This is a genomic window from Streptomyces sp. NPDC102274, assembly GCF_044766385.1.
Classification (GTDB): domain Bacteria; phylum Actinomycetota; class Actinomycetes; order Streptomycetales; family Streptomycetaceae; genus Streptomyces.
Window position 1 is genome coordinate 45,522 of sequence record NZ_JBIWLW010000014.1, and the last position, 24,061, is coordinate 69,582.

Sequence of the window (24,061 nt, forward strand, 5' to 3'; positions counted from 1 at the left end):
GGGACGCCTGACCGGTGCGGGCGCCGCGCGGGGCCTTTCGCGTTCCGGTCACGGCGGTGTGCCGGCCCCTGGGGGCGCGAGGAGCGTCTCCAGCCGGTCGCGGATGATCTCCGCCGACTGCTCGGGCGGTCGCCGGTTGCAGTCCACCCGCAGCACCTCGAATCCCGCTTCGGCCAATCGCTCGGTGGCTTGGCGGTAGAAGCGCGCTTCGGCGCGACTGCTGCCCGGAGTGCGTTGGAAACGGTTGTGCGGCCCGCGTGCTCTCAGCCGATCGGCGATGACCTCGGGATCAGCTTCCAGAATGACGGTCAGACCGGAGACGACGGCAGCCCGATCGGTGATGTCGACCACCACGAGCCCGGCCGCTTCGGGTAAGGCGTCGGCGACTTCCCGGATCCGTCCGGCGCTCGGTACTCGGTGGGCCTCCTTGCAGCGGTCGAGCTGACCGAGCGGACAGATGTCACACAGTTCACGGATGCCGTAGTGGCCGTTGTAATCCGGCTCGCCGTGAGCGTACGACACGGCGCAGGAGGTCTTGCGGAACAGTGAGTCGCTGCCGCCGAAGGCTGACAGAACACGCTTTTCCAGCGTCTCCGGCACGATCTTGCGCCGCGCGGTTTCACCGTACGGTTCGGGCAGCTTGCTCGCACGGTAGTACTCGGCGATCTGGTCTCGGTAGAAAAGTCCCGTAAACACCGTCGCATCCGCGAGTCTGCTCAACTCGTAGGCCCGTTGGAGGTGTTCGGATGTGTCGTTGAGCCCTGGTACCAACGGCCGCCAGTACAGCACCGTTCGGTAGCGGCGCGGCGTCGTCGCGCTCATGAGCCTCATGGACTCGGCGGCGACGTGCGAGGGGTAAGGCTCGATGTCCTTGTTGTCGATGCCCGAATACGTAAACAGCAGGGTCACCTTGATGTGTCGCAACCGATCGAGCCGCTGCGCGTCTCCCCGCGCGCCTCGTGAACGCCGGTCACGCCCGATGTCCTACTCGGTCGCAAAGTCGTCCCGTCTCACGGCGTGATGCCAAGCGACGTCACGCCAGTAGTTGTGTTGTACGACGACGGCTGAATCCTCGACCAACTCGCCGCCAAGGAATTCGTCACTGTCACTGAAGTGCATGCGGATCAGCTTGGCCGAATCGAACAACCAGTAGTCATGGTTGGGAAGATTCGCGGTACTCGCCTGTTCACGCTTGAGGTAACGGATATCCTCACCGGCTCCGTTCGTGAACTGCGCGCACCAGACACCGAAGCGGCTGTAGTCAGTGAGGGGCGTACTCACCACCCGCACCCGAGAGAAGCGGCGACCCTTGTCGGTTGCCTCGCGGATCATGGTCAGCCAATCCTGCATCCATGGCAGGTCGTCTTTTTCACCCGCGAGAAACTTTGCAAGTGATTCGTTCTCATACGATGCGTCATAGCGGTCGCGGACTTCCAGGCGAAATGCGGTGTGCCTGAACGTCCGGAAGAGTCGGCCGAAATGGTCACCGGTGATCAGACTCAGTTTCCTGCCTCCTCGTGGTACCGAAGAGCATAGAACTTCAGGACATCCTCGGGGATTTCGATGATCGCTTCCCCATCGGGTACCGGGCCGACGTCCGAGAGCGTCTGAGGGTCGGTCACGACCCGGCCCTGGGCGATGTACGTCTTGCGGTCGGACCGGTCGGTCGCGAACAGCGTAGGTGAGTTCCCCACCTGAGACTCAGGATCCTTGCCGAGAAAACGAGCACGCATGGTGAGCCTTTCTCGAAACCTGCTGAAACATGCTCATTCGATGCATCGCCATCGTGACGGCTGGTTCGAACGGAGGTCAAGGGCGCGCGCAGGCAGGGAGGAACGCCGCGCCGCCGGTGTGCCCGCGTTGTCATTCCCCGGCGGTGCCGTGCCTTTTGGTGGCGGTCAGCCAGTCGCCGAAGGCGGCGAGTGCGGGGTGCGGGGTGCAGGGTGCGCGGAACCTCCCGGTTCCGGTCCCGGTAGGACATGGCCCGCCACGCCCATATGAGTGAACGTACCTTCACCCGCCGGCTCCGCGCCGAAGTGGACACCGGCCCCCCTGGAATGGCTGGTGCAGAGGCGCCTGGACCGCGCCCGCCGCCTACTGGAGTCCAGCCACCTGACCATCGCGCACACCGCCACGACCGGTGCGGGCGGCGCGCGGGGCCGTCGGCCTACGTGGACCGTGTCGCCTCGTTCGGCCGACAGCGGTCGCTGGTGGTCATCAGTCGCGATGTCATGGCAGTGCGACCCGCGCTCAGAGCGGATGTGAGGCGGCGTTTCCGGTTCCCGGCCCTCCTCAGGGAAATCGAGCGTGCATCAGACCCGGATTGCGACACGGAGCGGCGCCGTCGCAGGTGAGACAGAAGGAGGAGACAATATGCTGCAAAAGCGATGGAACTGAACGGAGTGGGTGGATGGCGCGTCCCTGGCTGAACGTGCTGGCACAAGTGGTGCCCGTTCCGCTCGGGTTACTGCTCAGCGGTGCTCTGGTCTGGGGTGCAACCAACGCCGACTGGAGTGGGACCAGCAGCAACAGCGGCAACACGTGGGTCGCCGGCTCGGCGGGGCTGGCCAACGACAGCAAGGTGCCCATGTTCGACATCGACAAGATGCGACCCGGCGACACCGGCTTCAACTGCATCAAGATCAAGTCGAACGCCGACGTCCCCACCGCGCTCAAGCTGTACAGCAACTCACAGAACTGGCCGAACAACTTCCAATCCTTCATCGACCTCAGAATCGAGGTGGGCAGCGGCGGCACCTTCGGGAACTGCGACGGCTTCACTCGGCACGGGACCGCGTTCAACGGCACCCTGGACCAGTTCGTCGCCCTGCACACCGACTTCCGCAACGGCGTGGGTCCCTGGCCCCTGTCCGGCAAGCCACCCAACTCGCTGAGTTTCCGCTTCTCGTGGAAGTTCAGCCCGAGCGCACCCAACAGCTCACAGGGCGTGAACACCAACGAGGTGATCTTCACCTGGGAAGCACGGGAACACACGTGACTTTCCCACGTGACCTGGCCGTCGGCGGGCTCCTCCAGCCCGCCGCCAGGGGTGCCCCGCACCCGATCCGCGTGATCACCTCGGTCATCTCACGTACCGTGCTCGGCTCGATGATCGGGCTGCTGGTGTGGGCGCACTTCCCCGTGGTGGCGCTGGGCTGGACAGCGGGCGTGGTGCAGTCCGGCTCCATGCGTCCCGCCCTCACGCCGGGCGACGTCGTTCTCTACCAGCCACCAGAGCGCGACCGCACACCGGCGGTGGGCCAGATCGTGCTGGCCCAGGACCCCACCCGACCCAGCCGGCTGCTCACCCATCGGGTCCATCAGGTACTTCCCAACAACGACCTGATCACCAAAGGTGACGCCAACGCCACACCGGACTCCACCCCGATCCGGCCCACGGCGCTCCAAGGCGTGGCCCGACTGTGCGTGCCCGGGATCGGGCTGCCCGTCCAGCTCTGGCGCGCCGACCAGCACGTGCCCTCGGCGATGATGATGCTCGCACTCGCCATTCTGCTCGCGCTCGCCGCGCTGCCACTGCACAGCCGCAGCCACAACCGGTACAAGTAGCCCCGGTGCCCGGCGGCTTCCTGAACCAGCGGTTTCAGGACGAAACGCACCCTTCTAGGATGCGGTGGCGACGTAGCTCTTCTCCATCGCGTCCAGCACCTGGCCCGCACCCGTGTAACCGATGCCCAGCATCCACAGGCTGTCGTCGACCTTGAACGCCATGTCCTTCTTCACCGCGTCCAGGTTCTTCCAGAGCGGACCGCCGACGGTGTCGGTCTCCTTGGCCTTCTTCGCGTCGCCGTAGGTGGAGTAGAAGATGACGTCGGCGTTGGCCTTGTCGATCTGCTCGGGGCTGACGTCCACCGAGAAGCCGGTGGTGTCCTGGTTGGCGGGGCGGCCGACCTGAAGGTCCTTGAAGAGGGAGCCGACGAAGGTGTCGTTCAGATAGAGCCGGGTGTCCGCGCCCTCCACGAACCGTACGAAGCCGACCTTGCTCTGCTTCGCCTTCGCGGCCCCGCCCAGCGCGTCGGTCAGCCGCTTGACGTGCGCGTCGTAGTCGGCGACGACCTTCTTCGCCTCGTTCTTCTTGCCGAGGGCGTCCGCGTGCAGGTCGAAGTTCTTGCGCCAGGTCGGCCCGGTGGTGTCGGAGAAGACGGTCGGGGCGATCGCCGAGAGGGACTTGTAGTTCTTCTCGTCGCGGACCTTGCTGCTCAGGATCAGGTCCGGCTTGAGCGCCGCGATGGCTTCGAGGTTCGGCTCGGCGATCAGCCCGACGGGCTGGATGCCCTTGAGCTTGTCCTCGGGGAGGTACGTGGAGAAGGGGGCCTTGTCGACCACGGTGGTGGCGCCGACCGGTGTGACACCGAGGGTGACGGCCGAGTCGAGCGCGTCCGTGTCCAGTACGACGACCCGCTCCGGCGCGTCGGGGACCTTCACATCGCCCATGACCGTCGTGACGGTGTGCGTACCGGCGCCGCCGTCCGCGGCCTTGCCTCCCTTGTCCGCGGCCTTGTCGTCGCTGCCGCATCCGGCGAGCGTGACGGCGAGGACGGTGGCGGCGGCGGCCACCGTGATGTGGCGGCGGGTGAACGTTCTGGACACGGTGGGGAGGCCTCCCTGACGACAGGCCGGACTCTTCCGGACCCAAGTAAGGCAAACCTAACCTTTGCTCCGTCAGGCAACAAGTCACAGTCCGATCAAAGGTGCGGCGCGTCACGAAAAGAGCGACCGTGAGAACAGAAGAACAGCACGTCGAGGAGGAATCCGAAGGACCGGAGGTCAGAAGACCGGAGGACCGGAGACCGGAGGACCGGAGATAGAGCAGCGGAGGCCGGGAAGCGGAGGCCCGAGAACCGGAAGACCCGAGGAGAAATCATGAGCACCGCGGCATCTGCCTCCCTCAGCCACCACGATCCTGCCCTGCTCGGGCAGACCGTCGTCATCATCGGCGGGAGCGCGGGCATCGGGCTCGCGACAGCCAGGCAGGCACGCGCCGAGGGCGCCGACGTGATCCTGACCGGCCGGGACCCCGACCGGCTACGGAGCGCGGCGGCGGATGTCGACGCGCTCAGCACCGCCGCCTTCGACGCGAACGACCCGGGGAGCCTGAAGCGGTTCTTCCAGGGGCTGCCGGAGCTGATCGACCATGTGATGGTCACGGCCGGACGACCGTCCTACGGACGGCTCCTCGACATGGACTCGGATCAGGCACGCCGGGCGCTGAGCGACCACATGCTGCTGCCGCTCGACGTCGCACGCCACGCCGTGGGAAGAGTGCGGCCCGGTGGCTCGCTGCTGCACATGGGCGGCACCGGCGCCCGGCGGATCCGCCCCGACCTCGGAAGCGCGCCCGCGGTCACCGCCGCGCTGCCCGCGCTCACGGCGAGCCTCGCGCTGGAGCTCGCGCCGATCCGCGTCAATCTCATCGCCGCCGGCTTCGTCGACACGCCGTTGTCGGCGGGGCTCCTGGGCGAGGGGCTCGACGACCGCCGCGAGGAGTTGCGAGCCACCCTCCCGATCGGCCGCGTGGTCGGACCGGCCGATGTCGCGGCGCTCGCCGTCCACATCATGACCAACACGGCACTTACGGGCGCGACGTACGACATCGATGGTGGGCAACAGTTCCTTGGCTGAGACTGGCTGGGAGCAGAAGCGCCAACCTGTCTCTCGACGCCAGTGAAGTGGAGCCCTCCATGACCACATCCCGGGACTTGATGATCACCGCTCTGGACGTGGCGGAAAGTCCGCCCGCGGCGGGTGATCTGTCGCTCGCGCTGGCGGGAGCCGAGTTGATCGATCTCCTGGCGGCCGAGGCCATCAGGCTGGAGGACGACCGGATCGTGCCCGGCCACCCGCCGGCCATGACTGATCGCCTGCTGGACCAGTCCGCGGAGTCGCTCGTCCGAGAAGCACCGTACGAATCGGTCGCCGACTGGCTGTGGCGCAGAGGTCTCGGCCTGGCCTCGGCCTATCTGTCCGCCCTTGAGGCGGAAGGACAACTCACGCGCCGGCGCCGTCTGCGGCTGCCCTTCGGCACCGGTCGGACGGTGCTGGTCGACTCGCCCGATCGCCGCCTGGCGAACGACCGCTGGGCATCGAACGAGCCGGTCCTCGCCGCGCTCGCGACGGCCGTCGGGATCACGGCCCGCGACAAGGGAGACGAGGGAACGGAAGAAGCCCCGGGTGTCCCCGACGACGCGGTCGAGACCGTAGTCGTCGCGGTCAACGAGGCATTGCTGGAGCTGGAGGCCGTACGGCAGCGGCGATCCGTCGAGCAGGCGGCTTTCGACAACGTCTGGCGAGGTTACTGACGAGGAGAACGAGGCGACGCGCGATGGTGGACGCGCGGGCTCAAACCCGCGTGCTCCTCTGACCGGGACCGCTCGTATCGCCGGGCAGGACACCGCGAGCCCGTGCCACGGAGCCCGGGTCATCGAGCATGAGGCGTCCGGTATGGAGACGGTCATGCCCGTACGTGGTTCTGCCCAGTTCAGTGGTGCGATCCGGATTCATTGACATCCTCCCCCAGCTAAAGCAGGGGGATTCCTAGCTCAGGCTGCCTCCGAGAGCGGCGCTCCCAGAGGACTTCCACCATCAGCACCAGCCGGGTTGAGACCAGCCCGGACGAGCATCACGCGGGCGGAGTTCTTGTCCCTGGGGGACACGGCTCCGCACGCGGTGCACGCGTAGGTTCGTTCGGAGAGGGGAAGTGCGTGCTTGGTTCTCGCACCGCACTGTGCGCAGTCCATCGTGGTATGGGCCGGGTGCACGAGGTGCACGATGCGGCCGTGCTTGCGGGCCATCTCGACCAGCGCGGTCTTGGTCGCGCCGATCGCTGCGTCGGCGGCCTTGCGGGCCATCGTGGACTTGGCGAGGAACTTCGGCTTGAAGTCCTCGACGGCCAGGGCGTCATGGTCGCGGACGATGGACTTGGCCCACTTGCGGCTGGTGTCCTGGCGCCGTCGGGCGACCTTCTTGTGGACTTTCGCCGCCGCGCGGGCCGCCGCCCGGTAGCCCTTCGACGCGGCTTTCCCGCGCGCGGGCTTCCGCCTCGCCATCTGCTTCTGGTACCGGGCCAGCTTCGCGGCGGCGCTCTTCCCGTGCTGCGGGTGGGGAAGGTCGTGCGCGTCGCTGGTGGTGGTAGCGGTCTCCTTCACGCCCCAGTCGATGCCGATCACGCGGCCGGTCTCCGGAAGCGGCTGGGTCTCGGTGGCGACGACGAACGAGGCGTACCAGTGGCCGAGGCTGTCCCGGTACACCCGGACCGAGGTGGGGTCGGCGGGCAGGTCGCGGGACCACACCACGGCCAGGGCGATGCCGCTCGCGAGATGCAGGCGACCGTCCTTCAACCGAAAGCCGCGCCGGGTGTAGCTCAGCGACGGCAGCGCGTCCCGCTTGCGCTTGATCCGGGGCATCCCGGCCCGCTGCCGCATCGGCAGATTCGCCCTGATGTCCTTCAGGGCTTTCGCGCGGGACTTGCCGAAGTCGCGGATGATCTGCTGCTGCGGTACCGACGCGCCTTCACGCAGCCATCCCATGGCGGTGCGGGCCTCGGTCAGCATCTTGTCGAGCTGCGCCGGGCCGCACGTCACCTTCTCGGCCGCGTCCTTGTTCAGGTGGTGGACCTTGCGGGACATGGCCACGCACTCATTCCACACCCACCGGCAGCGCGCCCACTCGGCATCCAACCGTGCGAGCGCGGCCGACGACACACGCAGGCGGTAGGTGTACCGGGCGTGCCCGTCACCCGCTTCCTGTCGTGTCGTCATGCCACCACTCTACCACTACAGTTGGGGTATGAATCATGAAGAAACCCGCATTACGCTGCGCCTGCCCACCGACCTCCACACCTGGCTCACGGCCCAGGCCAAGGACAACCGGCGGTCCCTCAACTCCGAGATCCTGCACCGCATCGAGGGCGAATACCGTGCCGCCGTGGCAGACGCCGAATCGCCCTGACGGCGATTCGACTTTCCCTGCCCTGCTCCGCAGGAGTCCGATTCCTCCCCGGCCTGAAGGCCGGGGCATCCTCGGAGCAATCAGGTGACCAGGTGGCCTCGTGAAGTTCGAGCGTGCCCGGCTTCGGCACGCTCCGTGCGCTCCATCCGACACAAATGAGCCAGCATGCCTCCGCGAACCCGCTGCCGCCCGCCGAGCCGTACAGACGTGTGGGGTGATGCCGCGCCGCTGTCTCCATGAGAGCCAGGTCCGGGACACCCGGTACGGGTACGTAGCCGACGACCGCGGTGGCTCCGTACGCGCCCAAGGTCGCGTAGGCGAGGACGGCGTAGCGGTCCGGCCACATGTACAGCAGCGGCAGGAGGGTCACCCTGCCGTCGCCTGCGACGGTTCGTGTCATGGTCTTTCCCTTTCACAGGACAGACAGCCCCGCGCCTCACCCTGCGGGAACGAGGCCGCCCGGATTCGTACGCGCCTACGCGGTGAGGCTGCTGTCGTCGCCGCAGCCGGTGGACGGGTTGGAGCCGCCGCCGTCGCCGTCCTCGATATCGGTGTTGTCCGGACCGGCGTGGACAACCGACGGTCGCTGCCTCAGGTGCAAGAGGCGCACTGAGCGCGCCGTACGAGGCAGAACGTAGAGCCACGACAACCGCGCACTCCACGTATGTGCAGATGTGTGCACGCCTGCCTATTGGCGCTGTGTATCGCCTACTTCGCACCCTTAGCCTTCCGGTGTGCACCGCCCGGTGCCGCACACAACTGCAAAGCTGGACGACGGAGGCTGACGTGGCGTTAGTGTTTATCGGCATCGACCCGAACACCTGGGTCCACTGGAATCACTTCGCCGGGGACGGTTCGTCCACGGGCGAGGAGATCACCAACGCCCCGGTACCGGCCAAGCTGTGCGCCGAGGCATTCGAAGCAGTCTGGTCACGCGCCGTCCCGCACAACCAGTACGAGATCCGCTGACAGGAATCACCGGACAGGCCGGCTCATGCCCATCTCCCCCTCCTCGTCCGCTCAGGCCGCCCGCGAGTCGGTGGCGCGACGCCTACGCGACCTGCGCAAGGAGGCCGGGCTGACGGTCGTCGAGCCGGCCGACCCCGGCTACCCCTCGGTCCTGACCTCAGGCCGACCACCAGGAGCACGCCCCACCAGGTGCGCCTGCGGCGCACGGATCGTGACCCGCACCGGGTCGGGGCAGCAGTAGCAGGTGTACGTGAACCCCTCCTCCGCGTCGAGCGGCACGGGCGGAAACGTACTCTCCGGACTCGGCATCACCGCGTACAGCACCCCCACCGCCAGCACGATCGCACTCAACGCGATCGACACAACACCCCACAGCGCAGGATCCGTTACGGGTTCCATCGACCGGCCACCTCGTTCCTGGCCTCGGACAACGTGAACCAGACGGTCTTGTGACTGGGCGAGGATCCCCCGTAGACGGTCGATCCCCAGGCAAGCGCCAGGCTCTCCACGAGGACGAGCCCACGCCCCGAATCCTGTTCGCCTCCCGTACGGAGCGCGCCCGGCGCGATGCGTGCGGCGGGTGTGGGCAGCGCCCACGGTTTGTCGTCCGCGACGGAGACGGTGACCTGTTTGCGATTGACCGTCACCCGGACGCGGATCAGAGGTGTACGGGTGTGCCGGTGCGCGTTGGTGACCACCTCGGTCACACAGAGACGCGCGTCGTCGACGAGGTTGCGGTGCCTGCCGAGCCCGAGAAGCGACGTGACGAAGTCACGCGCGATCCTCGGCGCGGTCGCCGTACTGGGCAGGGCCAGCCGGTAGGTCTCGGCGCCCTGGGGTGGCGGGGGTACGGGAGTTGCGGTGACGGTCACGGTGGTCATGTCGTTCTCCCAACGCGGTGCGATCTGAACTGGCGCGTGGCCCGCCATGCGTGGCGATGGCCGCGTGGGCGCGCCTCAAGGCGCGTGGAAGCGGCTGCACTTCGGTCTGACTGACGTGCGACGCGGTGCTGTGACGACGGTAGGGTAAATACATTCACCGGTCTACTTCGGTAACTCGATCTGGGGATAGCTGGTGGACCCATGACCCGGTTACGCGCAACACTGTGAGCAGACAGGGGAAGGTGACATGCCGCCAAGGGACAACCCGACCGCACGCCAGGCGCGCCTCGGCGCGGAGTTAAAGAAGCTACGCATTCGCGCAGGCAGAACGGCCCGCGATGCGGCCGGCCTCTTCTCGACGGATCAGGCCAGGATCAGCAACATCGAGTCCGGGCGCCTCGGGATCAGCGAGGAGAGGATCCGGAAGCTGGCGGTCTTCTATGCCTGCGACGACAACGCACTGATCGAAGCCTTGTGCACCATTGCGAGTGAACATCGCGGTCAGTACTGGTGGGACGAGTATCGCGGGATCCTTGCTCCCAGCTTCTTGAACATTGCGGAAGTTGAGCACCATGCGAAGTACCTGCGCTATCTGCAACCAGTAACCTTCCCTGGCGTCTTCCAGATAGAGGACTACGCACGGGCGCTTTTCGAAAGCGTGCTTCCAAAGCTCCCCGCCAACGAGGTGCAGGCGCGGGTGGAGCACCGCATGAGACGACAGTCCGTTCTCGACCGCGAAAGTCCTCCGGATCTTGAGGCAATCGTGCACGAGGCCGCGCTCCGCATGCGTATCGGTGGGCGAAAGGTCGCACGCAAGCAGCTTGAGCACCTCATCGAAGTGTCGGAGCGACCGGACGTCATGCTTCGGATCATCCCGTTCGCCAACGAGAACTTTATAAACCTCACGCAAACCTTGCTCTACGCAGGCGGCGTCGTTCCACAGCTCGATACCGCTCATCTTGACAACAGCTTCGAAGGCCGCTTCCTGGACGCCGCCGCCGAGCTGGAGAGATACCGAACGCTGCTCGACTTTGCCGAGCAGGCCTCTCTGGAGCCTGCTGAGTCCCGCAGCTTCATCCACCACATCGCTCGAGAATTGTGAGACAGGCATGAGTGCAGAGATCAACTGGCAGAAGTCATCATTCTCCGAAGGCGGAGCGCAGTGCGTCGAGATCGCCGAGCACAACGGCGAGATCCTCATGCGCGAGAGTGACGACCCGAACGCAGTAGCCGCCACCAGCCCCACCAAGTTCGCCGCGTTCATCGCAGGCGTCAAAGCAGGCGAGTTCGACCACTTCACCGGCTGAACCCTCCAACCTGTAGCGAGAGCCCCTCACCCACGCCGGTGAGGGGCTCTCGCCATGTACCCGTCTGCATAAATGCTCCGGTACACACTTGCGTCCGTCTCTCTGTGACGCTACGGTCGCTGTGCGTCGCCAGTTCGGGTCGAATCCTCGGCAGGACATCGCCCTGACCGGCGCAACTCTCCCCGTCCCGTGCCCCTTTGGGGAGAGTCCCGAAGGGTTGTCCCCCGCCTGCCGCTCGTCATGCCGGCGCGTGGGCGGGGGACAACTCTGCCCCCCGCATCGCGCGCCGAGGAGAAGGGCACCACGACCATGGCCCCACCCCCACCAAAACCGCCCAGCCGTACGACGGGCAGTGAAGCGCGGCAGCGTCTGTCCATGTTGATCGACATGTTCGGTGTGCACGGGACGCTCATGGTCCCCACGGCCGACCCGCTCCCGAACGCGTCCCCGGCCATTCCTGACGAAGCGGAGCTGTTCCGAAGGATCTTCGAGGAACCGCCACCGGAGTGACCGCCCCGCCCCGCCCCAGCCCAGCTCCCTCCCCGACCGAAGGGATCCGCCATGCCCCCGCCCCAACCCGACGCCCTCGCCGACGCGTTGATCCGCGTACCCCGGCACGAGTTCATTCCGCCCCGGGCCTGGGCCGTGCCCCAAGGCGTCGGCACACCTCCCGCCGCTGCCTCCGGGTACTGGATCGATCAGCACCGTGACCCGGATCGCTGGTGGCGGGCCGTGTATTCCGACAGCGTGATCGTCACTCAGCTCGACGGCGGCCGTACCGAGCTCACGCCGGCCAACGCGGCGGCTCCGTCGACCGCGCCGAGCTGTGCCGCCTCCAGTCCTCTCCTCGTGACCGCCGGGTTACGGCACCTCGCCGTGCGGCCCGGTGACCGGGTGCTCGATGTCGGGGGTGGTACCGGCTGGACCTCCGGGCTGTGCGCGTACCTCGCCGGGGACGACGCGCTGGTCACCGCCGTAGAGATCGACCCCGGTCTGGCCGGCACCGCCGCCGAGAACCTCGCCCGCTGCGGCCTCCGCCCGAGCATCGTCACCGGCGACGCGGCCACCGAACTGCCCGCCCCCCACGACCACTCCGACGACCTGTTCGACCGCGTGCATGTCACCTGCGGCGTCACTCACATCCCATACGCATGGGTGGAGCGCACCCGTCCCGGCGGACATATCGTGCTCCCGTACAACCCGCCCATCGGCAGGCTCCTGCGTCTCACCGTCCACGAGGACGGCTCGGCCACCGGCCGGTTCGGGGAGGAGTGCTCGTACATGCCGCTCCGCTCGGGCGACGGCACAACGGTGAGCGGGCAGGAAACGGCGAACGCCGATACCGACCCCCGCGTCCGCTCCCTGGACTCCGACCCCGAGTCTTTGCTCGCCCCCGCCCCCGGCCTTCAGGTCCTACTCGCCTCCCTCGTCGGAGATGAGCCCTGGGTGAGCGGTTCCGGGAGCGTGCTGCTGACCGACGGGGTCTCCCGCGCCACCGTCGAGGACAGCGGCCGACTGACGCAGACCGGGCCGCGCGATCTGTGGGACGAGGCCGAGTCCGTCCACCGCGCCTGGACCCGGCAGGGCCGCCCGGGGCTGGACCGTATCGGCTTCACGGTCACACCTCAGCGGCAGTACGTGTGGGTGGACGACCCGGCCGTACCCGCCGTATCCGCCGTCCGCGCTCTCGACGAGGCGGCGGACAACGCGACGACCGTGGGAGCTTCCCTTGGCTGACTGCGGCACCTGCCACGGCAAGGGATGGGTCTACGAACACCAGGACGGCGCGCGCAGGAAGGTGAGTTGCCCCGTCTGCAAGTGAGCGTCCGGGAACTGTGAACATCCCGTGGCGCACCGCGGGGTGTCGCACTGAGGCACTTGAGTCTCCAGCGGCTGGAGGGTCCAGGATCTCGCTCATGGACGACGAACGCCCCGACGTGCTCACCATCGGCCGGCTCGCACACCGCACCGGACTTCCGGTGCGTACCCTGCGCTTCTGGTCGGACGAGGGAGCGGTGCCGCCCGTGGCCCGCTCCGCGAGCGGCTACCGGCTGTACGACGCCGAGTCCGTGGCCCGCGTCGAGCTGGTCCGCACCCTGCGGGAGCTGGGGCTCGGGCTCGACGAGGTGTGCCGGGTGCTGAGCGGTCGGACCACGGTCGCCGAGGTCGCCAACGCGCACGTGGCCGCGCTCGACGCGCAGATCCGCTCGCTCAAGGTGAGCCGGGCCGTCCTGTCCACCGTGGCGACACGTGGTTCCACCGCTGAGGAGACAGCACTGATGAACCGGTTGGCGCGGCTTTCCGCCGCCGAACGCAAGCAGATCATCGACGAGTTCAAGGAGGAGGTGTTCGGCGGTCTCGACGTCGAGCCGCACCTGCGCGACCGCATACGCGCCTTCAGCATCGAATTGCCCGACGATCCCACACCTGAGCAGGTCGACGCCTGGATCGAACTGGCCGAACTGGTGCGGGACCCCGGCTTTCGCGCCCGGTTGCGCACCTGGATGGAGCTCAACACGCCCGTACCGGGGCAGGGTCGTCCCCCCGGGGCGTCCATCTGGTGGGCCAGGCAGGTCGTGCGGACCGTCGCGGTGGTCAGAAAACGCGGGGTCGCCCCCGAGGGACCGGAGGCGGCCGGAATGCTGTCCGAGCTGTTCGGCGACGCCGATCGCGCCGCCGTGCTGCGCAGCTTGGAGGCCGGGATCGAGGCACGGGCGGAGCACTACCGCAGGCTTGCCGCCCGCGTGCGCGGGCAGGATTCGGCGCCCGACGCGACCAAGGAGCTGGAGTGGCTGGCGCGGGCCCTACGCGCCGCAGATCAGGCCTGACCGGCCGTATTGTGCTCGTGCGCCATCCCGTGGGTTCCCCTGAGCTCGGCGCGCTCGGCGAGAGCGAGTCCCCGCGGTTCGTGGTGCCGAAGCGGACCATCGGCGCTGACCGAGTCGGGGGCCTGAGCAGGCCAATGCAGTTGCTTTAGACATTGCTTCACTTGGCGAGTCGGCTGCATCGTGATGCTGTCCATGCCTGCCCAGTTCACAGGGCTCCTCTGCGCTTAGGCTTCACCGCCGCAGGCGCTCGCCGCCATCACCCGCAGCTGCCAGGCCCCGGGATACACTGCTCCGCCCCACCCCGTGGTCCGGTTGTGCGCCCATCGCCCCGGCTCGACCTTGCTGCGGCCGCTCCGAGTCCTCAAGACCCTCACCGTCTACTTCGACGCGGGCTGTGTGGCGGCGGAGGCCGCGCGGCGGCTCTCGCTGAGCGTGCGGGCCCTGACGTACCGGCTGGAGAGGATCCACAAACTCACCGGCGCCGACCCCGCCGACCCGGTGCATCGCTACACCTTGCAAACCGCTGTGATCGGGGCCAGGCTCATGGACTGGCCGGCGAAGACCTTCTGAGCCGGAAGGCCGCTCGACGAACCGGAAGCCTTCCGAACCCGAAGCCTTCCGAACCGGGAGGCCTGCGACTGTCGGCATCAAGAACGCGTTAAGACTGCCGGAAAACGGCAATGTCCGGTTCCGGACAAAGATGGGACCATGGGGGTCTGCCGGGGAAACAAGCGGCAGAGGGGGAGGGGGGAACCGATGGATCCGATGACCTTTTTTCTCGGTCTCGGCATCGCGGGGATCGCGTTGCTCGTCCTGTCGTTGATCTTCGACGGCATTCTCGAAGGGCTCTTCGACGGGGTAGGGGTGCTGAACGGGCTGTTCGACGGGCTGCTCTCGCTGCCGGTGATCGCCGGGTTCATCTCGATGCTCGGCTTCGGCGGTGTGATCGTGCTGGGCACCACCGACCTCGGTACGGGACCGGCCGCCGTCACGGGGGTGGCGGCCGGATTCGGTGCCGGGTGGCTGACCTGGAAGTTCAGCAAGGCGCTGATGCGTGATCAGACCGCCGTCACCCCGCGGGGCGACGATCTCGTGGGCTCGGCGGGCACGGTGGTCACCGCGATTCCGGCCGGCGGCTACGGCGAGGTACTGCTGCGGCTCGGCGGCCAGCCGGTGAAGTACTCCGCGAAGAGCGCGCAGCCCGTGGAGAACGGCGCCGAGATCTGGGTGGAGGACACGCTCTCGTCGACCTCTGTCCTGGTGCGTCCCGTCCAGCGCTGACCCGCGTATCGCCGCCCCGCCCGTCACCCGTCACCCGTCCTCGTTTATCACCTCACTCACCCCAACCCGCCTCAATCGCCTTAATTTGCCGTCCCTTCGGGAGGCAAGGGAGAGAGCACCATGAGTCCACTTCTCATCGCCGTGCTGGGGATCGTCGCACTCGTCGTCCTGCTGGCGCTCGCCGTCATCACGCGCTACAAAGTCGCCGGGCCCAGCCAGGCGTTCATCGTCACCGGACGGCGCGGCAAGCAGTCGACCGATCCGGCCACCGGCCGGGTGTCCATGGACACCAGCGGCCAGAAGGTCGTGGTCGGCGGCGGTGTCTTCGTCGTCCCCTTCGTACAGCAGAAGTTCACGCTGGACCTGTCCAGCCGGCACATCCCGGTGGCCGTGCGCGGCGCGGTCACGCTGCGCGGGGTGAAGGCGAATCTCGAAGGCGTCGCCATCGTCAAGGTCGGCGGCACCGAGGACTCCATCCGGGCCGCGGCCCAGCGCTTCCTCCAGCAGCAGGGCGGCATCGTCGGCTTCACCCAGGAAGTGCTCTCGGGTGCGCTGCGCTCCATCGTCGGCCGGATGTCGGTCGAGGACATCATCCGCGACCGCGCGGCCTTCGCGGGGCAGGTCGCGGAGGAGGCCGAGGCGAGCCTCTCGGGGCAGGGCCTGGTGCTCGACGCCTTCCAGATCCAGGACATCACCACCGAGGGCTCGTATCTGGAGGACCTCGGCCGGCCCGAGGCCGCGCGTGCCAAGCAGGAGGCCGACATCGCCGAGGCGGTGGCGCGCCGCGCCGCCGAACAGGCACGGCTCAAGGCCGAGGAAGAGATCGCGATCGCCCAGCGGACCTTCAATCTGAAGCAGGCCGAGATCAAGGCCGAGACGGACGAGGCGGCGGCGCGCGCCGCGGCGGCCGGACCGCTGGCGCAGGCGGCGCGCGAGCAGGACGTGCTCATGGAGCAGGAGAAGGTGGCCCAGCGCCAGGCCGCGCTGACCGACCGTGAGTTGGACACCAAGGTACGTAAGCCCGCGGACGCCGCGCGGTACCAGGCCGAGCAGGAGGCCGAGGCCCGGCGGATCGCGCTGGTCAAGCAGGCCGAGGCGGACGCCGAGCGGTCCCGGCTCACCGGTGAGGGCGAGAAGGCGCACCGCGCCGCGCTCGCCGCCGCCGTACGGATCGAGGGTGAGGCGGAGGCCGCCGCGATCGGCGCCAAGGGTGCCGCCGAGGCGGAGGCCATGCACAAGAAGGCCGACGCGTTCGCGCGCTACGGGGACGCGGCCGTCCTCCAGATGCTGGTGGAGGTGCTGCCGTCGGTCGTCGCGAAGGCGTCCGAGCCGCTGAGCGCGGTGGACAAGATGACGGTGATCTCGACGGACGGCGCGGGTCAGCTGGCGCGTACGGTCGCCGACAATGTCGCGCAGGGCGTCGAACTGCTCAGCTCCACCACCGGAGTCGACCTGGCCGAGCTGCTGAAGGGCATCGCCGCGGGCAAGACCGGGGGCGCGGGAGCGGCGGAGGCCGTGGAGGCGAAGACGGCGGACGGCTCCAAGGTCAACGGACAGATCGAGGTCACGGACTGAGCGGACTCAGCGGACTGAACGGACTGAGCGAGCTGAACGGACCGTCTTGAGCGGACTGTCCCAGCCACGACAAGGGCCCGGCCGGCGGGGAAGCCGACCGGGCCCTCGGCGTTCCCCGTCCCGCAACCAGCCTCCGCGGGTGCGCACTTGCCACCCCAATCATGGGCACTACCCCATAAAGGCGAGGCAAAGAAGCGCTATTGGCTCGTATCCGCGATTCCTGGACGGGCCGACGGGGCATCACCCGTGTGCAGCCGCCACGCGGACCTCTCAGCGGACCTCCCGAGGGGGAATCTGATGAGCCGACCCTGCCCGCCGCCAGGCACGACCGCCGCCCCGCACACGACCGCCACCCCGGCGCGTACCGCTCTCACCGTCCGTGGAGAGGTCGCGCGCCCGGTTTCGCTGACCGTCGCCGATCTGCGGGAGCGCTGGGAGCAGCACCGCGCCGAGGTGGTCTTCGACTGCGCCACCAGCGGGCCGCGGCACCACACCTTCGAAGGGCCGCTGCTCCGGGAGGTGGTCGACGAGGCGAAACCGGTCTTCGACCCCCGCCGGCGCAAGGACAGGTCCCGGTTCCTGCTCGCCGTCACCGGCGGGGACGGGCACCATACGGTGCTCTCCTGGGCGGAGATCGACGCCGACTTCGGCAACGTACCGATCCTGCTGGCCACGGCCATGGACGGGCGCGGCCTGGACGCGGCGGGCAGCCAGCTGGTGGTGCCCTCGGACCGGTGCGGGGCGCGCTACATCAGCGCGATCACCAGCGTGTGGGTGGGCGCTTGGACCTGAGCCGAAACGCCGGCACGGCCCGTAACGCCGGCACGACCCGTAACGCCCGCACAGCTGTAACGCCCGTACAGCCCCGCGGCCTCAGCGGACCTTGGCCACGCCCACGTAGAAGGAGCTCTGCTCGTCCTCGGGTGCCGGTGTCCCCTTGAACCACTTCGGGGCCGTCACCAGCCCCGGGTCCACCAGATCCAGGCCGTCGAAGAACCGCAGGACCTCGGCGTGCGTGCGCAGCCGCAGCGCGATGCCGCCCTTGCCGTAGGTGTTGGTGACCTTGCCGACCAGGTTCTGCGGCTGGAAGTCCGCGGTGCCCTGCGAGAAGACGAAGACACTGCCGGACGGCAGCGCGTCCACCAGGGTGCGGGTGATGCCGTACGGGTCGTCCTCGTCCGGGATGAAGTGCATCAGCGCGATGAGGGACAGCGCGACGGGCCTGCTGAAGTCCAGGAAGCCACGGGCGTGTTCGAGGATGTCGTGCGGCCGGCGGACATCCGCCTCGATGTAGTCGGTGGCGCCCTCGGGCGTGCTGATCAGCAGGGCCTCGGCATGACGCAGCACGATCGGGTCGTTGTCCGTGTAGACGACGCGCGAGGCGGGCGCGATCTTCTGGACGATCTGGTGGAGGTTCGGCTCGGTCGGGATTCCCGTACCGATGTCGAGGTACTGGTCGATACCGCTCTGCGCCACCCAGGCCGCGGCGCGGTGCATGAACGCGCGGTTCAGCCGGGAGTCGCGCCGGGAGTCCTCGGGCAGCTGCTGCCCTATCTCCCGGTCGACCGGGTAGTTGTCCTTACCGCCCAGCAGGTAGTCGTACACCCGCGCCGGGTGGGGCTTGCTGGTGTCGACCTGGGGCTTGGGTGTGCCTGCCGTCATCTCGGTTCACAGTTCCTTACGGAAATCGGCGAGGATTTGTTTGGTGCGGCGCGCGGATTCCGCGTGAGCCACCATGCGGTCCATCGCCTCCATGTGCTCCGCGACCTCACCGGTGTTGTCGATATAGAGGGCACCGGTCAGATATTCGACGATGACCATATCGGGCAATTCGGGTATGGCGAAGCGGAACAGCACGAAGGGGCTGTAGGTGCCGGGGTGATGCCCGGAGGCGAACTCGGCTATCTGAAGCGTCACATTCGGCAGCTCGGTCGCGGCCAGCAGCTGGTCCAGCTGAGCGCGCATCACGGCGGACGAACCGACGGGGCGGTGCAGAACCGTCTCGTCCATGACAACCCAGAAGACCGGGGCGTCCGGCCCGGTCAACAGCGACTGGCGCGCCAGGCGCAGCGCCACATGACGTTCTATGCGCTCCGGGTCGTTCCTGCCGACCTCGCCGTAGGTCAGGATCGCGCGTGCGTAGTCCTCGGTCTGGAGGAGCCCCGGCACGAAATGCGGCTCGTAGCACCGGATGGTCTTGGCCGCTTCCTCAAGGCTGACATGGCCGCCGAACCAATCCGGCAGAACATCGTGGAAACGCTGCCACCAGCCGGGCTTGTTGGCCTCGTCGACCAGCTGGAGAAAGGCGGTGGCCTCGTCGCCGGTCACCCCGTACGAGGGCAGCAGCAGCTGTATGTACGGGACCTTGAGCGCGACCTCGGCCATCTCCATACGCCGTATCGTCGCGGGCGCGACATGTAACAGCCTGGCGGCCTCGTCACGGCTGAGGCCGGCTCTCTCGCGCAGCCCCTGGAGCTGTTTGCTCAGGACGAGCTGCCCAATCGTCGGGGCAGACCGCGGCTCGCTCACACCCCACCACCAGCCACCAGCATGCGGGCAGTTTGCCACAGGGGCCCGAGGGCGCACACGGGGGCCTCGGCGTGGACGGACGCAGGCGTTCCGGCAGGGCGGCAAGATGAACCCTCAGCGTCGACAGGGACATGTTCCGGTGTCCTGAGGATGGCGTCCTCCGGTTAGCATCGATTCGCGGCGTCTTTTCGTTTCCCGCCGTTCACCTGTCCTGCCCCTTGCTCCCTGCCCCTTGTTCCCTGCTCCTTCCCTTCCCTTCCCGTCACCGAGAGCTGGAGTGATCTGGACGTGTCCCGACCGCGTGTGGGTGTGGCCGTGCTGACGATGGGGACCAGGCCCGTCGAACTGCGAGCCCTGCTGGACTCCGTCGCCAAGCAGCGGGAGGCCCCGACGCGGATCGTGGTCGTCGGCAACGGCGCCGCGCTGCCCGTGCTGCCCGAAGGCGTCATCGGGATCGAGCTGGCGGAGAACCTCGGGGTCTCCGGAGGGCGCAATGTCGCGATGGAGAAGCTCCGCGACTGCGGTGACGTGGACGTTCTGGTGGACCTGGACGACGACGGCCTGCTGATCGAGGCCGATGTGATCACGCGCGTGGCCGATCTGTACGAGGCACAGCCCAGGCTCGGCATCGTCAGCTTCCGTATCGCGGACGAGACCGGCCTCACCCAGCGGCGGCACGTGCCCCGGCTGCGGGCCGACGATCCGATGCGCCCGGGTGAGGTGACGACGTTCCTCGGCGGCGGACACGCGCTGTCCATGGCGATGCTGGCCGAGACGGGCGGCTGGCCCGACGCGTTCTTCTTCACCCACGAGGAGACCGACCTCGCGTGGCGCGCTCTGGACGCGGGCTGGACGATCCGTTACGAACCGGCGCTGGTCCTCCAGCACCCGCGCACCTCACCGGCGAGGCACGCCGAGTTCTACCGGATGACCGCCCGCAACCGGGTGTGGCTGGCACGCCGGAATCTGCCCGCGCCGCTCGTACCGCTCTACCTCGGTACGTGGATTCTGCTCACCGTGGCCCGTACGCGGTCGGTGAGCGGGCTGCGCGCGTGGTTCGGCGGGTTCTTCGAGGGCGTGCGGACGACGTGCGGGACGCGGCGGCCGATGCGCTGGCGGACCGTAGGGCGTATGACGGCGCTGGGCCGGCCACCGGTCATCTGAACGCGCCCCCACCGACGGTCAGGTCGCCCGCGTCACCGCCACGGCCGCCTTGAGATCCGCCCAGAACTCGGGCCGGATGCCGACGCGGGGGCCCAGCCGGTAGACGGTCGTCCTGACGGGACCGCGTACCGCCAGCTGTACCTCGGTCGGGCCCGGATGGGCCTGGAGGATCTCTTTGAGCTGCTGGACGGAGCGCGGTGTGACATGACCTTCGAGCATGTCGAGGCGGAGGGGCGCGCCGGCGCCCCGCGCGTTGCTCAGGTCGGGGACCGTCAGCTCCATCGCCATCAGCCGGGGCACGTCCTCGCGCTTGTCGAGCCGGCCCTTGACGAAGACGATCGCGTCCTCGACCAGCTGCGTGGAGACCAGCTGATACGTGGCGGGGAAGAACATGCAGTCGATGGAGCCGGCGAGGTCCTCGACCGTCGCGATCGCCCAGGCGTTGCCCTGTTTGGTCACCTTGCGCTGGAGACCGGAGATGATGCCGCCGATGGTGACCACGGCGCCGTCCGCGTGCTCGCCGCCGGTCAGCTGCCCGATGCCCGCGTCCGCCCGGTCGGACAGGACGTGCTCCAGGCCGAAGAGCGGGTGGTCGGAGACGTACAGCCCGAGCATCTCCCGCTCCTGCGCGAGCAGATACGGCTTGTCCCACTCGGTGTCCGAGAACTCGACGTCGAGTCCGAAGCCGGGCTCGCTGCTCTCCTCCTCGCCCGTCCCGCCGAAGAGGTCGAACTGCCCCTCGGCCTCCTTGCGCTTGACCCGCACCACGCTGTCGATCAGCGGCTCGTACTGGCCGGCGAGGCCCTTGCGGGTGTGCCCCAGGCTGTCGAACGCGCCCGCCTTGATGAGTGACTCGGTGGTGCGCTTGTTGCAGGCGGCGGCCTCGATCTTGTCGAGGTAGTCGGGGAACGAGGTGTACTTCCCCCTCGCCGCGCGGGCCCGGATCACCGAGTCGACCACCTGCGTACCGACGTTGCGTACGGCCTCCAGGCCGAAGAGGATCACGTCGTCGCCCTGGGCCGCGAAGTGGTGCACCGAGTCGTTGACGTCCGGCGGGAGGACCTTGATGCCCATGCGGCGGCACTCGTTGAGGTAGACCGCGGACTTGTCCTTGTCGTCCTTGACCGAGGTGAGCAGCGCCGCCATGTACTCGGCGGGGTGGTTGGCCTTCAGATACGCGGTCCAGTACGACACCAGGGCGTAGGCCGCCGCATGGGCCTTGTTGAAGGCGTATCCGGCGAAGGGGACCAGTACGTCCCACACCGCCTGGATCGCCTCGTCGGAATAGCCGCGCTCCCCGCATCCGCCGCGGAAGGGGACGAATTCCCTGTCCAGGATCTCCTTCTTCTTCTTGCCCATGGCCCGGCGCAGCAGATCCGCCTGGCCCAGGCTGTAGCCCGCGAGGATCTGGGCGGCCTTCTGCACCTGCTCCTGGTAGACCACCAGACCGTAGGTGAGACCCAGAACGTCCTTCAGGGGGTCTTCGAGCTCCGGGTGGATCGGGGTGATCTCCTGCTGCCCGGTCTTGCGCAGCGCGTAGTTCGTGTGCGAGTTCATCGCCATCGGGCCGGGCCGGTACAGGGCGGTGACGGCCGTGATGTCCTCGAACCGGTCCGGCTTCATCAGCCGGAACAGGGAGCGCATCGCGCTGCTGTCGAACTGGAAGACACCGACCGTGTCACCACGTCCCAGCAGCTCGAACGTCCGGTCGTCGTCGAAGGGCAGACTCAGGAGATCGATGTCCAGGCCCTTGTCGGCCCGCACCATCTTGACCGCGTCGTCCATGATCGTCAGGTTCCGCAGGCCCAGGAAGTCCATCTTCAGCAGGCCGAGCGACTCGCACTGCGGATAGTCCCACTGCGTGATGGTCACGCCGTCGGTGTGGCGCACCCAGACCGGGGCATGGTCGACGATGGGCTCGCTGGACATGATCACGCCGGCCGCGTGCACGCCCATCTGCCGGACCAGGCCCTCCACACCCTTCGCGGTGTCGACGACCTTCTTCACATCCGGCTCGTTCTCGTACAGCGCCCGGACCTCGCCCGCCTCCGGGTAACGGGGATGCGACGGATCCGTGATGCCCGCCAGCTCGATACCGGATCCCCCGACGTCGGCGGGCATGGCCTTGGTGATGCGGTCGCCCATCGCGTACGGGTAGCCGAGCACGCGCGCGGAGTCCTTGATCGCGTTCTTCGCCTTGATCTTGCCGTACGTACCGATCATGGCGACCTTGTCGGCGCCGTACTTCTCCGTCACGTACCTGATCACCTCGACGCGTCTGCGCTCGTCGAAGTCGATGTCGACATCGGGCATGGAAACGCGCTCGGGGTTGAGGAACCGCTCGAAGATCAGACCGTGCTCGATCGGGTCGAGGTCGGTGATGCCCAGGGCGTACGAGACGATCGAGCCGGCCGCCGAGCCCCGGCCGGGACCGACCGCGATGCCGTTGTTCTTGGCCCACATGATGAAGTCGGCGACGACCAGGAAGTACCCCGGGAACCCCATCTGGATGACGACGTCCATCTCGTACTCCGCCTGCTTGCGGCGGTCCTCGGGGACGCCGCCCGGGTAGCGGCGCTCCAGACCGCGCCGGACTTCCTCCTGGAACCAGGTGACCTCCGTCCAGCCCTCGGGGATGTCGAACCTCGGCATGAGGTCACGCTTCTCGAACATGCCGGTCGTGTCGATCCGCTCGGCGACCAGGAGGGTGTTGCGGCAGCCCTCCTGCCAGGCGTCGGAGGAGTCGACCGCGTACATCTCGTCGGCGGACTTGAGGTGGTAGCCCGTGCCGTCGAAGCGGAAGCGGTCCCGGTCGGAGAGGTTCTTGCCGGTCTGGATGCACAGCAGGGCGTCATGGGCCGTCGCCTCGTGCGCGTATGTGTAGTGCGAGTCGTTCGTCACCAGCGGCGGGATGCCGAGCTTCCTGCCGATCTCCAACAGGCCGTCGCGGACCCGGCGTTCGATCTCGATACCGTGGTCCATCAGCTCCAGGAAGTACCGGCCCTCGCCGAAGATGTCCCGGTAATCGGCGGCCGACCGCAGGGCCTCGTCGAACTGGCCCAGACGCAGCCGGGTCTGGAGTTCGCCGGACGGGCAGCCGGTGGAGGCGATGAGCCCGTCCGACCACTGTGCGATGGTCTCCTTGTCCATGCGCGGCCACTTCTGGAGCCAGCCCTCGGCGTACGCGTCCGAGGACAGCCGGAAGAGGTTGTGCAGGCCGGTCTTGTCCGCGGCCCAGATCGTCTTGTGCGTATAACCGCCGGAACCGGACACGTCGTCGCGCTTCTGATGCGGCTGGCCCCACTGGATCTTCCGCTTGTCGCGCCGTGATCCGGGGGCGACATACGCCTCGATCCCGATGACCGGCGTCACGCCCGCCTTCCGCGCCTGATGGAAGAAGTCGTAGGCGCCGTGCAGATTGCCGTGGTCGGACATGGCGAGATGCGTCATCCCCATCTCACGGCAGGCGGTGAACATGTCCGTCAGCCGCGCCGCACCGTCGAGCAGGGAGTACTGGGTGTGGACGTGCAGATGTGTGAAGGGCCCTGACACTCCCGCCCCC

General features: G+C 67.9%; 26 protein-coding genes and 2 pseudogenes. 17 read left to right on the top strand and 11 right to left on the bottom strand.

What is annotated here, in order from left to right:
- Window positions 1-48 precede the first annotated feature (48 nt).
- From ACIRQP_RS20180 to ACIRQP_RS20190, 3 genes are read right to left on the bottom strand one after another with little or no spacing between them, the layout of a single operon-like run.
- On the bottom strand, window positions 49-924 hold the full coding sequence (locus ACIRQP_RS20180) for a hypothetical protein (RefSeq protein ID WP_403891733.1): 876 nt from the start codon (window positions 922-924) through the stop codon (window positions 49-51).
- Between the two features lie 60 nt (window positions 925-984).
- Window positions 985-1,503 carry a DUF6879 family protein gene (locus ACIRQP_RS20185; protein ID WP_403892122.1) on the bottom strand — a complete coding sequence of 173 codons (519 nt, stop codon included), beginning with the start codon at window positions 1,501-1,503 and terminating at the stop codon, window positions 985-987.
- Window positions 1,500-1,694, bottom strand: a complete 195-nt coding sequence (locus tag ACIRQP_RS20190; RefSeq protein WP_403891736.1) for a hypothetical protein — start codon at window positions 1,692-1,694, stop codon at window positions 1,500-1,502. Before ACIRQP_RS20190 ends, ACIRQP_RS20185 begins: the two co-directional genes overlap by 4 nt.
- A 716-nt stretch (window positions 1,695-2,410) precedes the next feature.
- Here ACIRQP_RS20190 and ACIRQP_RS20195 point away from each other — a divergent pair.
- Window positions 2,411-2,998 (top strand): hypothetical protein, encoded by a 588-nt coding sequence (locus tag ACIRQP_RS20195; RefSeq protein ID WP_403891739.1) that lies wholly within the window; start codon window positions 2,411-2,413, stop codon window positions 2,996-2,998.
- Window positions 2,995-3,567, top strand: coding sequence for a signal peptidase I (locus tag ACIRQP_RS20200; RefSeq protein WP_403891742.1), 573 nt, complete (start codon window positions 2,995-2,997; stop codon window positions 3,565-3,567). Before ACIRQP_RS20195 ends, ACIRQP_RS20200 begins: the two co-directional genes overlap by 4 nt.
- A gap of 54 nt (window positions 3,568-3,621) precedes the next feature.
- On the opposite strand, the gene ACIRQP_RS20205 is transcribed toward ACIRQP_RS20200, so the two are convergent.
- A complete protein-coding gene (locus ACIRQP_RS20205; RefSeq protein ID WP_403891745.1) occupies window positions 3,622-4,608 on the bottom strand; it encodes an ABC transporter substrate-binding protein in 987 nt (328 codons plus the stop codon).
- Between the two features lie 273 nt (window positions 4,609-4,881).
- Between ACIRQP_RS20205 and ACIRQP_RS20210 the strand changes: the two genes are divergently transcribed.
- Together ACIRQP_RS20210 and ACIRQP_RS20215 are read left to right on the top strand one after the other, a co-directional pair.
- The gene (locus ACIRQP_RS20210) at window positions 4,882-5,640 is read left to right on the top strand and encodes an SDR family oxidoreductase (protein ID WP_403891748.1); all 759 of its coding nucleotides are present in this window, start codon (window positions 4,882-4,884) and stop codon (window positions 5,638-5,640) included.
- Window positions 5,641-5,699: 59 nt separating this feature from the next.
- A complete protein-coding gene (locus tag ACIRQP_RS20215; protein ID WP_403891751.1) occupies window positions 5,700-6,317 on the top strand; it encodes a GPP34 family phosphoprotein in 618 nt (205 codons plus the stop codon).
- A gap of 240 nt (window positions 6,318-6,557) precedes the next feature.
- On the opposite strand, the gene ACIRQP_RS20220 is transcribed toward ACIRQP_RS20215, so the two are convergent.
- Entirely contained in the window at window positions 6,558-7,775 is a 1,218-nt protein-coding gene (locus ACIRQP_RS20220) for an RNA-guided endonuclease InsQ/TnpB family protein (RefSeq protein WP_403891754.1), read from the bottom strand.
- Window positions 7,776-7,803: 28 nt separating this feature from the next.
- Here ACIRQP_RS20220 and ACIRQP_RS20225 point away from each other — a divergent pair, with 28 nt between their 5' ends.
- Window positions 7,804-7,965: an Arc family DNA-binding protein gene (locus ACIRQP_RS20225; protein ID WP_403891757.1), complete on the top strand. Its 162-nt coding sequence runs from the start codon at window positions 7,804-7,806 to the stop codon at window positions 7,963-7,965.
- A gap of 475 nt (window positions 7,966-8,440) precedes the next feature.
- Here the strand turns inward: ACIRQP_RS20225 and ACIRQP_RS20230 are convergent, their stop codons facing one another.
- Entirely contained in the window at window positions 8,441-8,575 is a 135-nt protein-coding gene (locus tag ACIRQP_RS20230; protein WP_403891760.1) for a hypothetical protein, read from the bottom strand.
- 176 nt (window positions 8,576-8,751) lie between these two features.
- On the opposite strand from ACIRQP_RS20230, the gene ACIRQP_RS20235 reads away from it, so the two are divergent.
- On the top strand, window positions 8,752-8,934 hold the full coding sequence (locus tag ACIRQP_RS20235; RefSeq protein ID WP_403891763.1) for a DUF6879 family protein: 183 nt from the start codon (window positions 8,752-8,754) through the stop codon (window positions 8,932-8,934).
- A 25-nt stretch (window positions 8,935-8,959) separates the two neighbouring features.
- A pseudogene (locus ACIRQP_RS20240) lies at window positions 8,960-9,064 on the top strand (transcriptional regulator); the annotation flags it as partial.
- A gap of 8 nt (window positions 9,065-9,072) precedes the next feature.
- Here the strand turns inward: ACIRQP_RS20240 and ACIRQP_RS20245 are convergent.
- Both ACIRQP_RS20245 and ACIRQP_RS20250 read right to left on the bottom strand, forming a co-directional pair.
- Window positions 9,073-9,333: a hypothetical protein gene (locus ACIRQP_RS20245; RefSeq protein WP_403892146.1), complete on the bottom strand. Its 261-nt coding sequence runs from the start codon at window positions 9,331-9,333 to the stop codon at window positions 9,073-9,075.
- Window positions 9,321-9,815 (bottom strand): ATP-binding protein, encoded by a 495-nt coding sequence (locus tag ACIRQP_RS20250; protein ID WP_403891765.1) that lies wholly within the window; start codon window positions 9,813-9,815, stop codon window positions 9,321-9,323. The genes ACIRQP_RS20245 and ACIRQP_RS20250 overlap by 13 nt, the downstream gene beginning before the upstream one ends.
- Window positions 9,816-10,062: 247 nt before the next feature.
- Here ACIRQP_RS20250 and ACIRQP_RS20255 point away from each other — a divergent pair, with 247 nt between their 5' ends.
- The 9 genes and pseudogenes from ACIRQP_RS20255 (at window position 10,063) to ACIRQP_RS20295 (ending at window position 17,598) form a co-directional block, all read left to right on the top strand.
- Window positions 10,063-10,917 (top strand): helix-turn-helix domain-containing protein, encoded by an 855-nt coding sequence (locus tag ACIRQP_RS20255; RefSeq protein ID WP_403891768.1) that lies wholly within the window; start codon window positions 10,063-10,065, stop codon window positions 10,915-10,917.
- A 7-nt stretch (window positions 10,918-10,924) separates the two neighbouring features.
- Window positions 10,925-11,122 carry a DUF397 domain-containing protein gene (locus tag ACIRQP_RS20260; protein WP_403891771.1) on the top strand — a complete coding sequence of 66 codons (198 nt, stop codon included), beginning with the start codon at window positions 10,925-10,927 and terminating at the stop codon, window positions 11,120-11,122.
- Between the two features lie 375 nt (window positions 11,123-11,497).
- Window positions 11,498-11,632 (top strand): hypothetical protein, encoded by a 135-nt coding sequence (locus tag ACIRQP_RS20265; RefSeq protein WP_403891774.1) that lies wholly within the window; start codon window positions 11,498-11,500, stop codon window positions 11,630-11,632.
- A gap of 51 nt (window positions 11,633-11,683) precedes the next feature.
- Window positions 11,684-12,859, top strand: a complete 1,176-nt coding sequence (locus ACIRQP_RS20270) for a protein-L-isoaspartate O-methyltransferase (protein ID WP_403891777.1) — start codon at window positions 11,684-11,686, stop codon at window positions 12,857-12,859.
- Window positions 12,860-13,038: 179 nt separating this feature from the next.
- Window positions 13,039-13,950 (top strand): MerR family transcriptional regulator, encoded by a 912-nt coding sequence (locus tag ACIRQP_RS20275; protein WP_403891780.1) that lies wholly within the window; start codon window positions 13,039-13,041, stop codon window positions 13,948-13,950.
- Between the two features lie 357 nt (window positions 13,951-14,307).
- Window positions 14,308-14,520: pseudogene (locus ACIRQP_RS20280) on the top strand (helix-turn-helix domain-containing protein); the annotation flags it as partial.
- A 195-nt stretch (window positions 14,521-14,715) separates the two neighbouring features.
- Entirely contained in the window at window positions 14,716-15,231 is a 516-nt protein-coding gene (locus tag ACIRQP_RS20285) for a hypothetical protein (RefSeq protein ID WP_403892125.1), read from the top strand.
- Window positions 15,232-15,351: 120 nt separating this feature from the next.
- Window positions 15,352-16,806: a flotillin family protein gene (locus tag ACIRQP_RS20290; RefSeq protein ID WP_403891783.1), complete on the top strand. Its 1,455-nt coding sequence runs from the start codon at window positions 15,352-15,354 to the stop codon at window positions 16,804-16,806.
- Window positions 16,807-17,103: 297 nt separating this feature from the next.
- Complete coding sequence (locus ACIRQP_RS20295) at window positions 17,104-17,598, top strand: molybdopterin-dependent oxidoreductase (protein WP_403891787.1); 495 nt, start codon at window positions 17,104-17,106, stop codon at window positions 17,596-17,598.
- 81 nt (window positions 17,599-17,679) lie between these two features.
- Here the strand turns inward: ACIRQP_RS20295 and ACIRQP_RS20300 are convergent, their stop codons facing one another.
- Window positions 17,680-18,468 carry an SAM-dependent methyltransferase gene (locus ACIRQP_RS20300; protein WP_403891789.1) on the bottom strand — a complete coding sequence of 263 codons (789 nt, stop codon included), beginning with the start codon at window positions 18,466-18,468 and terminating at the stop codon, window positions 17,680-17,682.
- A 6-nt stretch (window positions 18,469-18,474) separates the two neighbouring features.
- Window positions 18,475-19,335: a helix-turn-helix domain-containing protein gene (locus tag ACIRQP_RS20305; RefSeq protein WP_403891792.1), complete on the bottom strand. Its 861-nt coding sequence runs from the start codon at window positions 19,333-19,335 to the stop codon at window positions 18,475-18,477.
- A gap of 288 nt (window positions 19,336-19,623) precedes the next feature.
- On the opposite strand from ACIRQP_RS20305, the gene ACIRQP_RS20310 reads away from it, so the two are divergent.
- Window positions 19,624-20,499: a glycosyltransferase family 2 protein gene (locus ACIRQP_RS20310; protein WP_403891795.1), complete on the top strand. Its 876-nt coding sequence runs from the start codon at window positions 19,624-19,626 to the stop codon at window positions 20,497-20,499.
- Between the two features lie 18 nt (window positions 20,500-20,517).
- On the opposite strand, the gene dnaE is transcribed toward ACIRQP_RS20310, so the two are convergent.
- Entirely contained in the window at window positions 20,518-24,051 is a 3,534-nt protein-coding gene (dnaE, locus tag ACIRQP_RS20315) for a DNA polymerase III subunit alpha (RefSeq protein WP_403891798.1), read from the bottom strand.
- Window positions 24,052-24,061: the final 10 nt, after the last annotated feature.

Coding starts and splice junctions, on each gene's coding strand:
- ACIRQP_RS20195 (WP_403891739.1), top strand. CDS start 2,411: ATGGCGCGTCCCTGGCTGAACGTGCTGGCACAAGTGGTGCCCGTTCCG.
- ACIRQP_RS20210 (WP_403891748.1), top strand. CDS start 4,882: ATGAGCACCGCGGCATCTGCCTCCCTCAGCCACCACGATCCTGCCCTG.
- ACIRQP_RS20215 (WP_403891751.1), top strand. CDS start 5,700: ATGACCACATCCCGGGACTTGATGATCACCGCTCTGGACGTGGCGGAA.
- ACIRQP_RS20220 (WP_403891754.1), bottom strand. CDS start 7,775: ATGACGACACGACAGGAAGCGGGTGACGGGCACGCCCGGTACACCTAC.
- ACIRQP_RS20225 (WP_403891757.1), top strand. CDS start 7,804: ATGAATCATGAAGAAACCCGCATTACGCTGCGCCTGCCCACCGACCTC.
- ACIRQP_RS20245 (WP_403892146.1), bottom strand. CDS start 9,333: ATGGAACCCGTAACGGATCCTGCGCTGTGGGGTGTTGTGTCGATCGCG.
- ACIRQP_RS20250 (WP_403891765.1), bottom strand. CDS start 9,815: ATGACCACCGTGACCGTCACCGCAACTCCCGTACCCCCGCCACCCCAG.
- ACIRQP_RS20255 (WP_403891768.1), top strand. CDS start 10,063: ATGCCGCCAAGGGACAACCCGACCGCACGCCAGGCGCGCCTCGGCGCG.
- ACIRQP_RS20260 (WP_403891771.1), top strand. CDS start 10,925: ATGAGTGCAGAGATCAACTGGCAGAAGTCATCATTCTCCGAAGGCGGA.
- ACIRQP_RS20265 (WP_403891774.1), top strand. CDS start 11,498: ATGTTGATCGACATGTTCGGTGTGCACGGGACGCTCATGGTCCCCACG.
- ACIRQP_RS20270 (WP_403891777.1), top strand. CDS start 11,684: ATGCCCCCGCCCCAACCCGACGCCCTCGCCGACGCGTTGATCCGCGTA.
- ACIRQP_RS20275 (WP_403891780.1), top strand. CDS start 13,039: ATGGACGACGAACGCCCCGACGTGCTCACCATCGGCCGGCTCGCACAC.
- ACIRQP_RS20285 (WP_403892125.1), top strand. CDS start 14,716: ATGACCTTTTTTCTCGGTCTCGGCATCGCGGGGATCGCGTTGCTCGTC.
- ACIRQP_RS20290 (WP_403891783.1), top strand. CDS start 15,352: ATGAGTCCACTTCTCATCGCCGTGCTGGGGATCGTCGCACTCGTCGTC.
- ACIRQP_RS20295 (WP_403891787.1), top strand. CDS start 17,104: ATGAGCCGACCCTGCCCGCCGCCAGGCACGACCGCCGCCCCGCACACG.
- ACIRQP_RS20300 (WP_403891789.1), bottom strand. CDS start 18,468: ATGACGGCAGGCACACCCAAGCCCCAGGTCGACACCAGCAAGCCCCAC.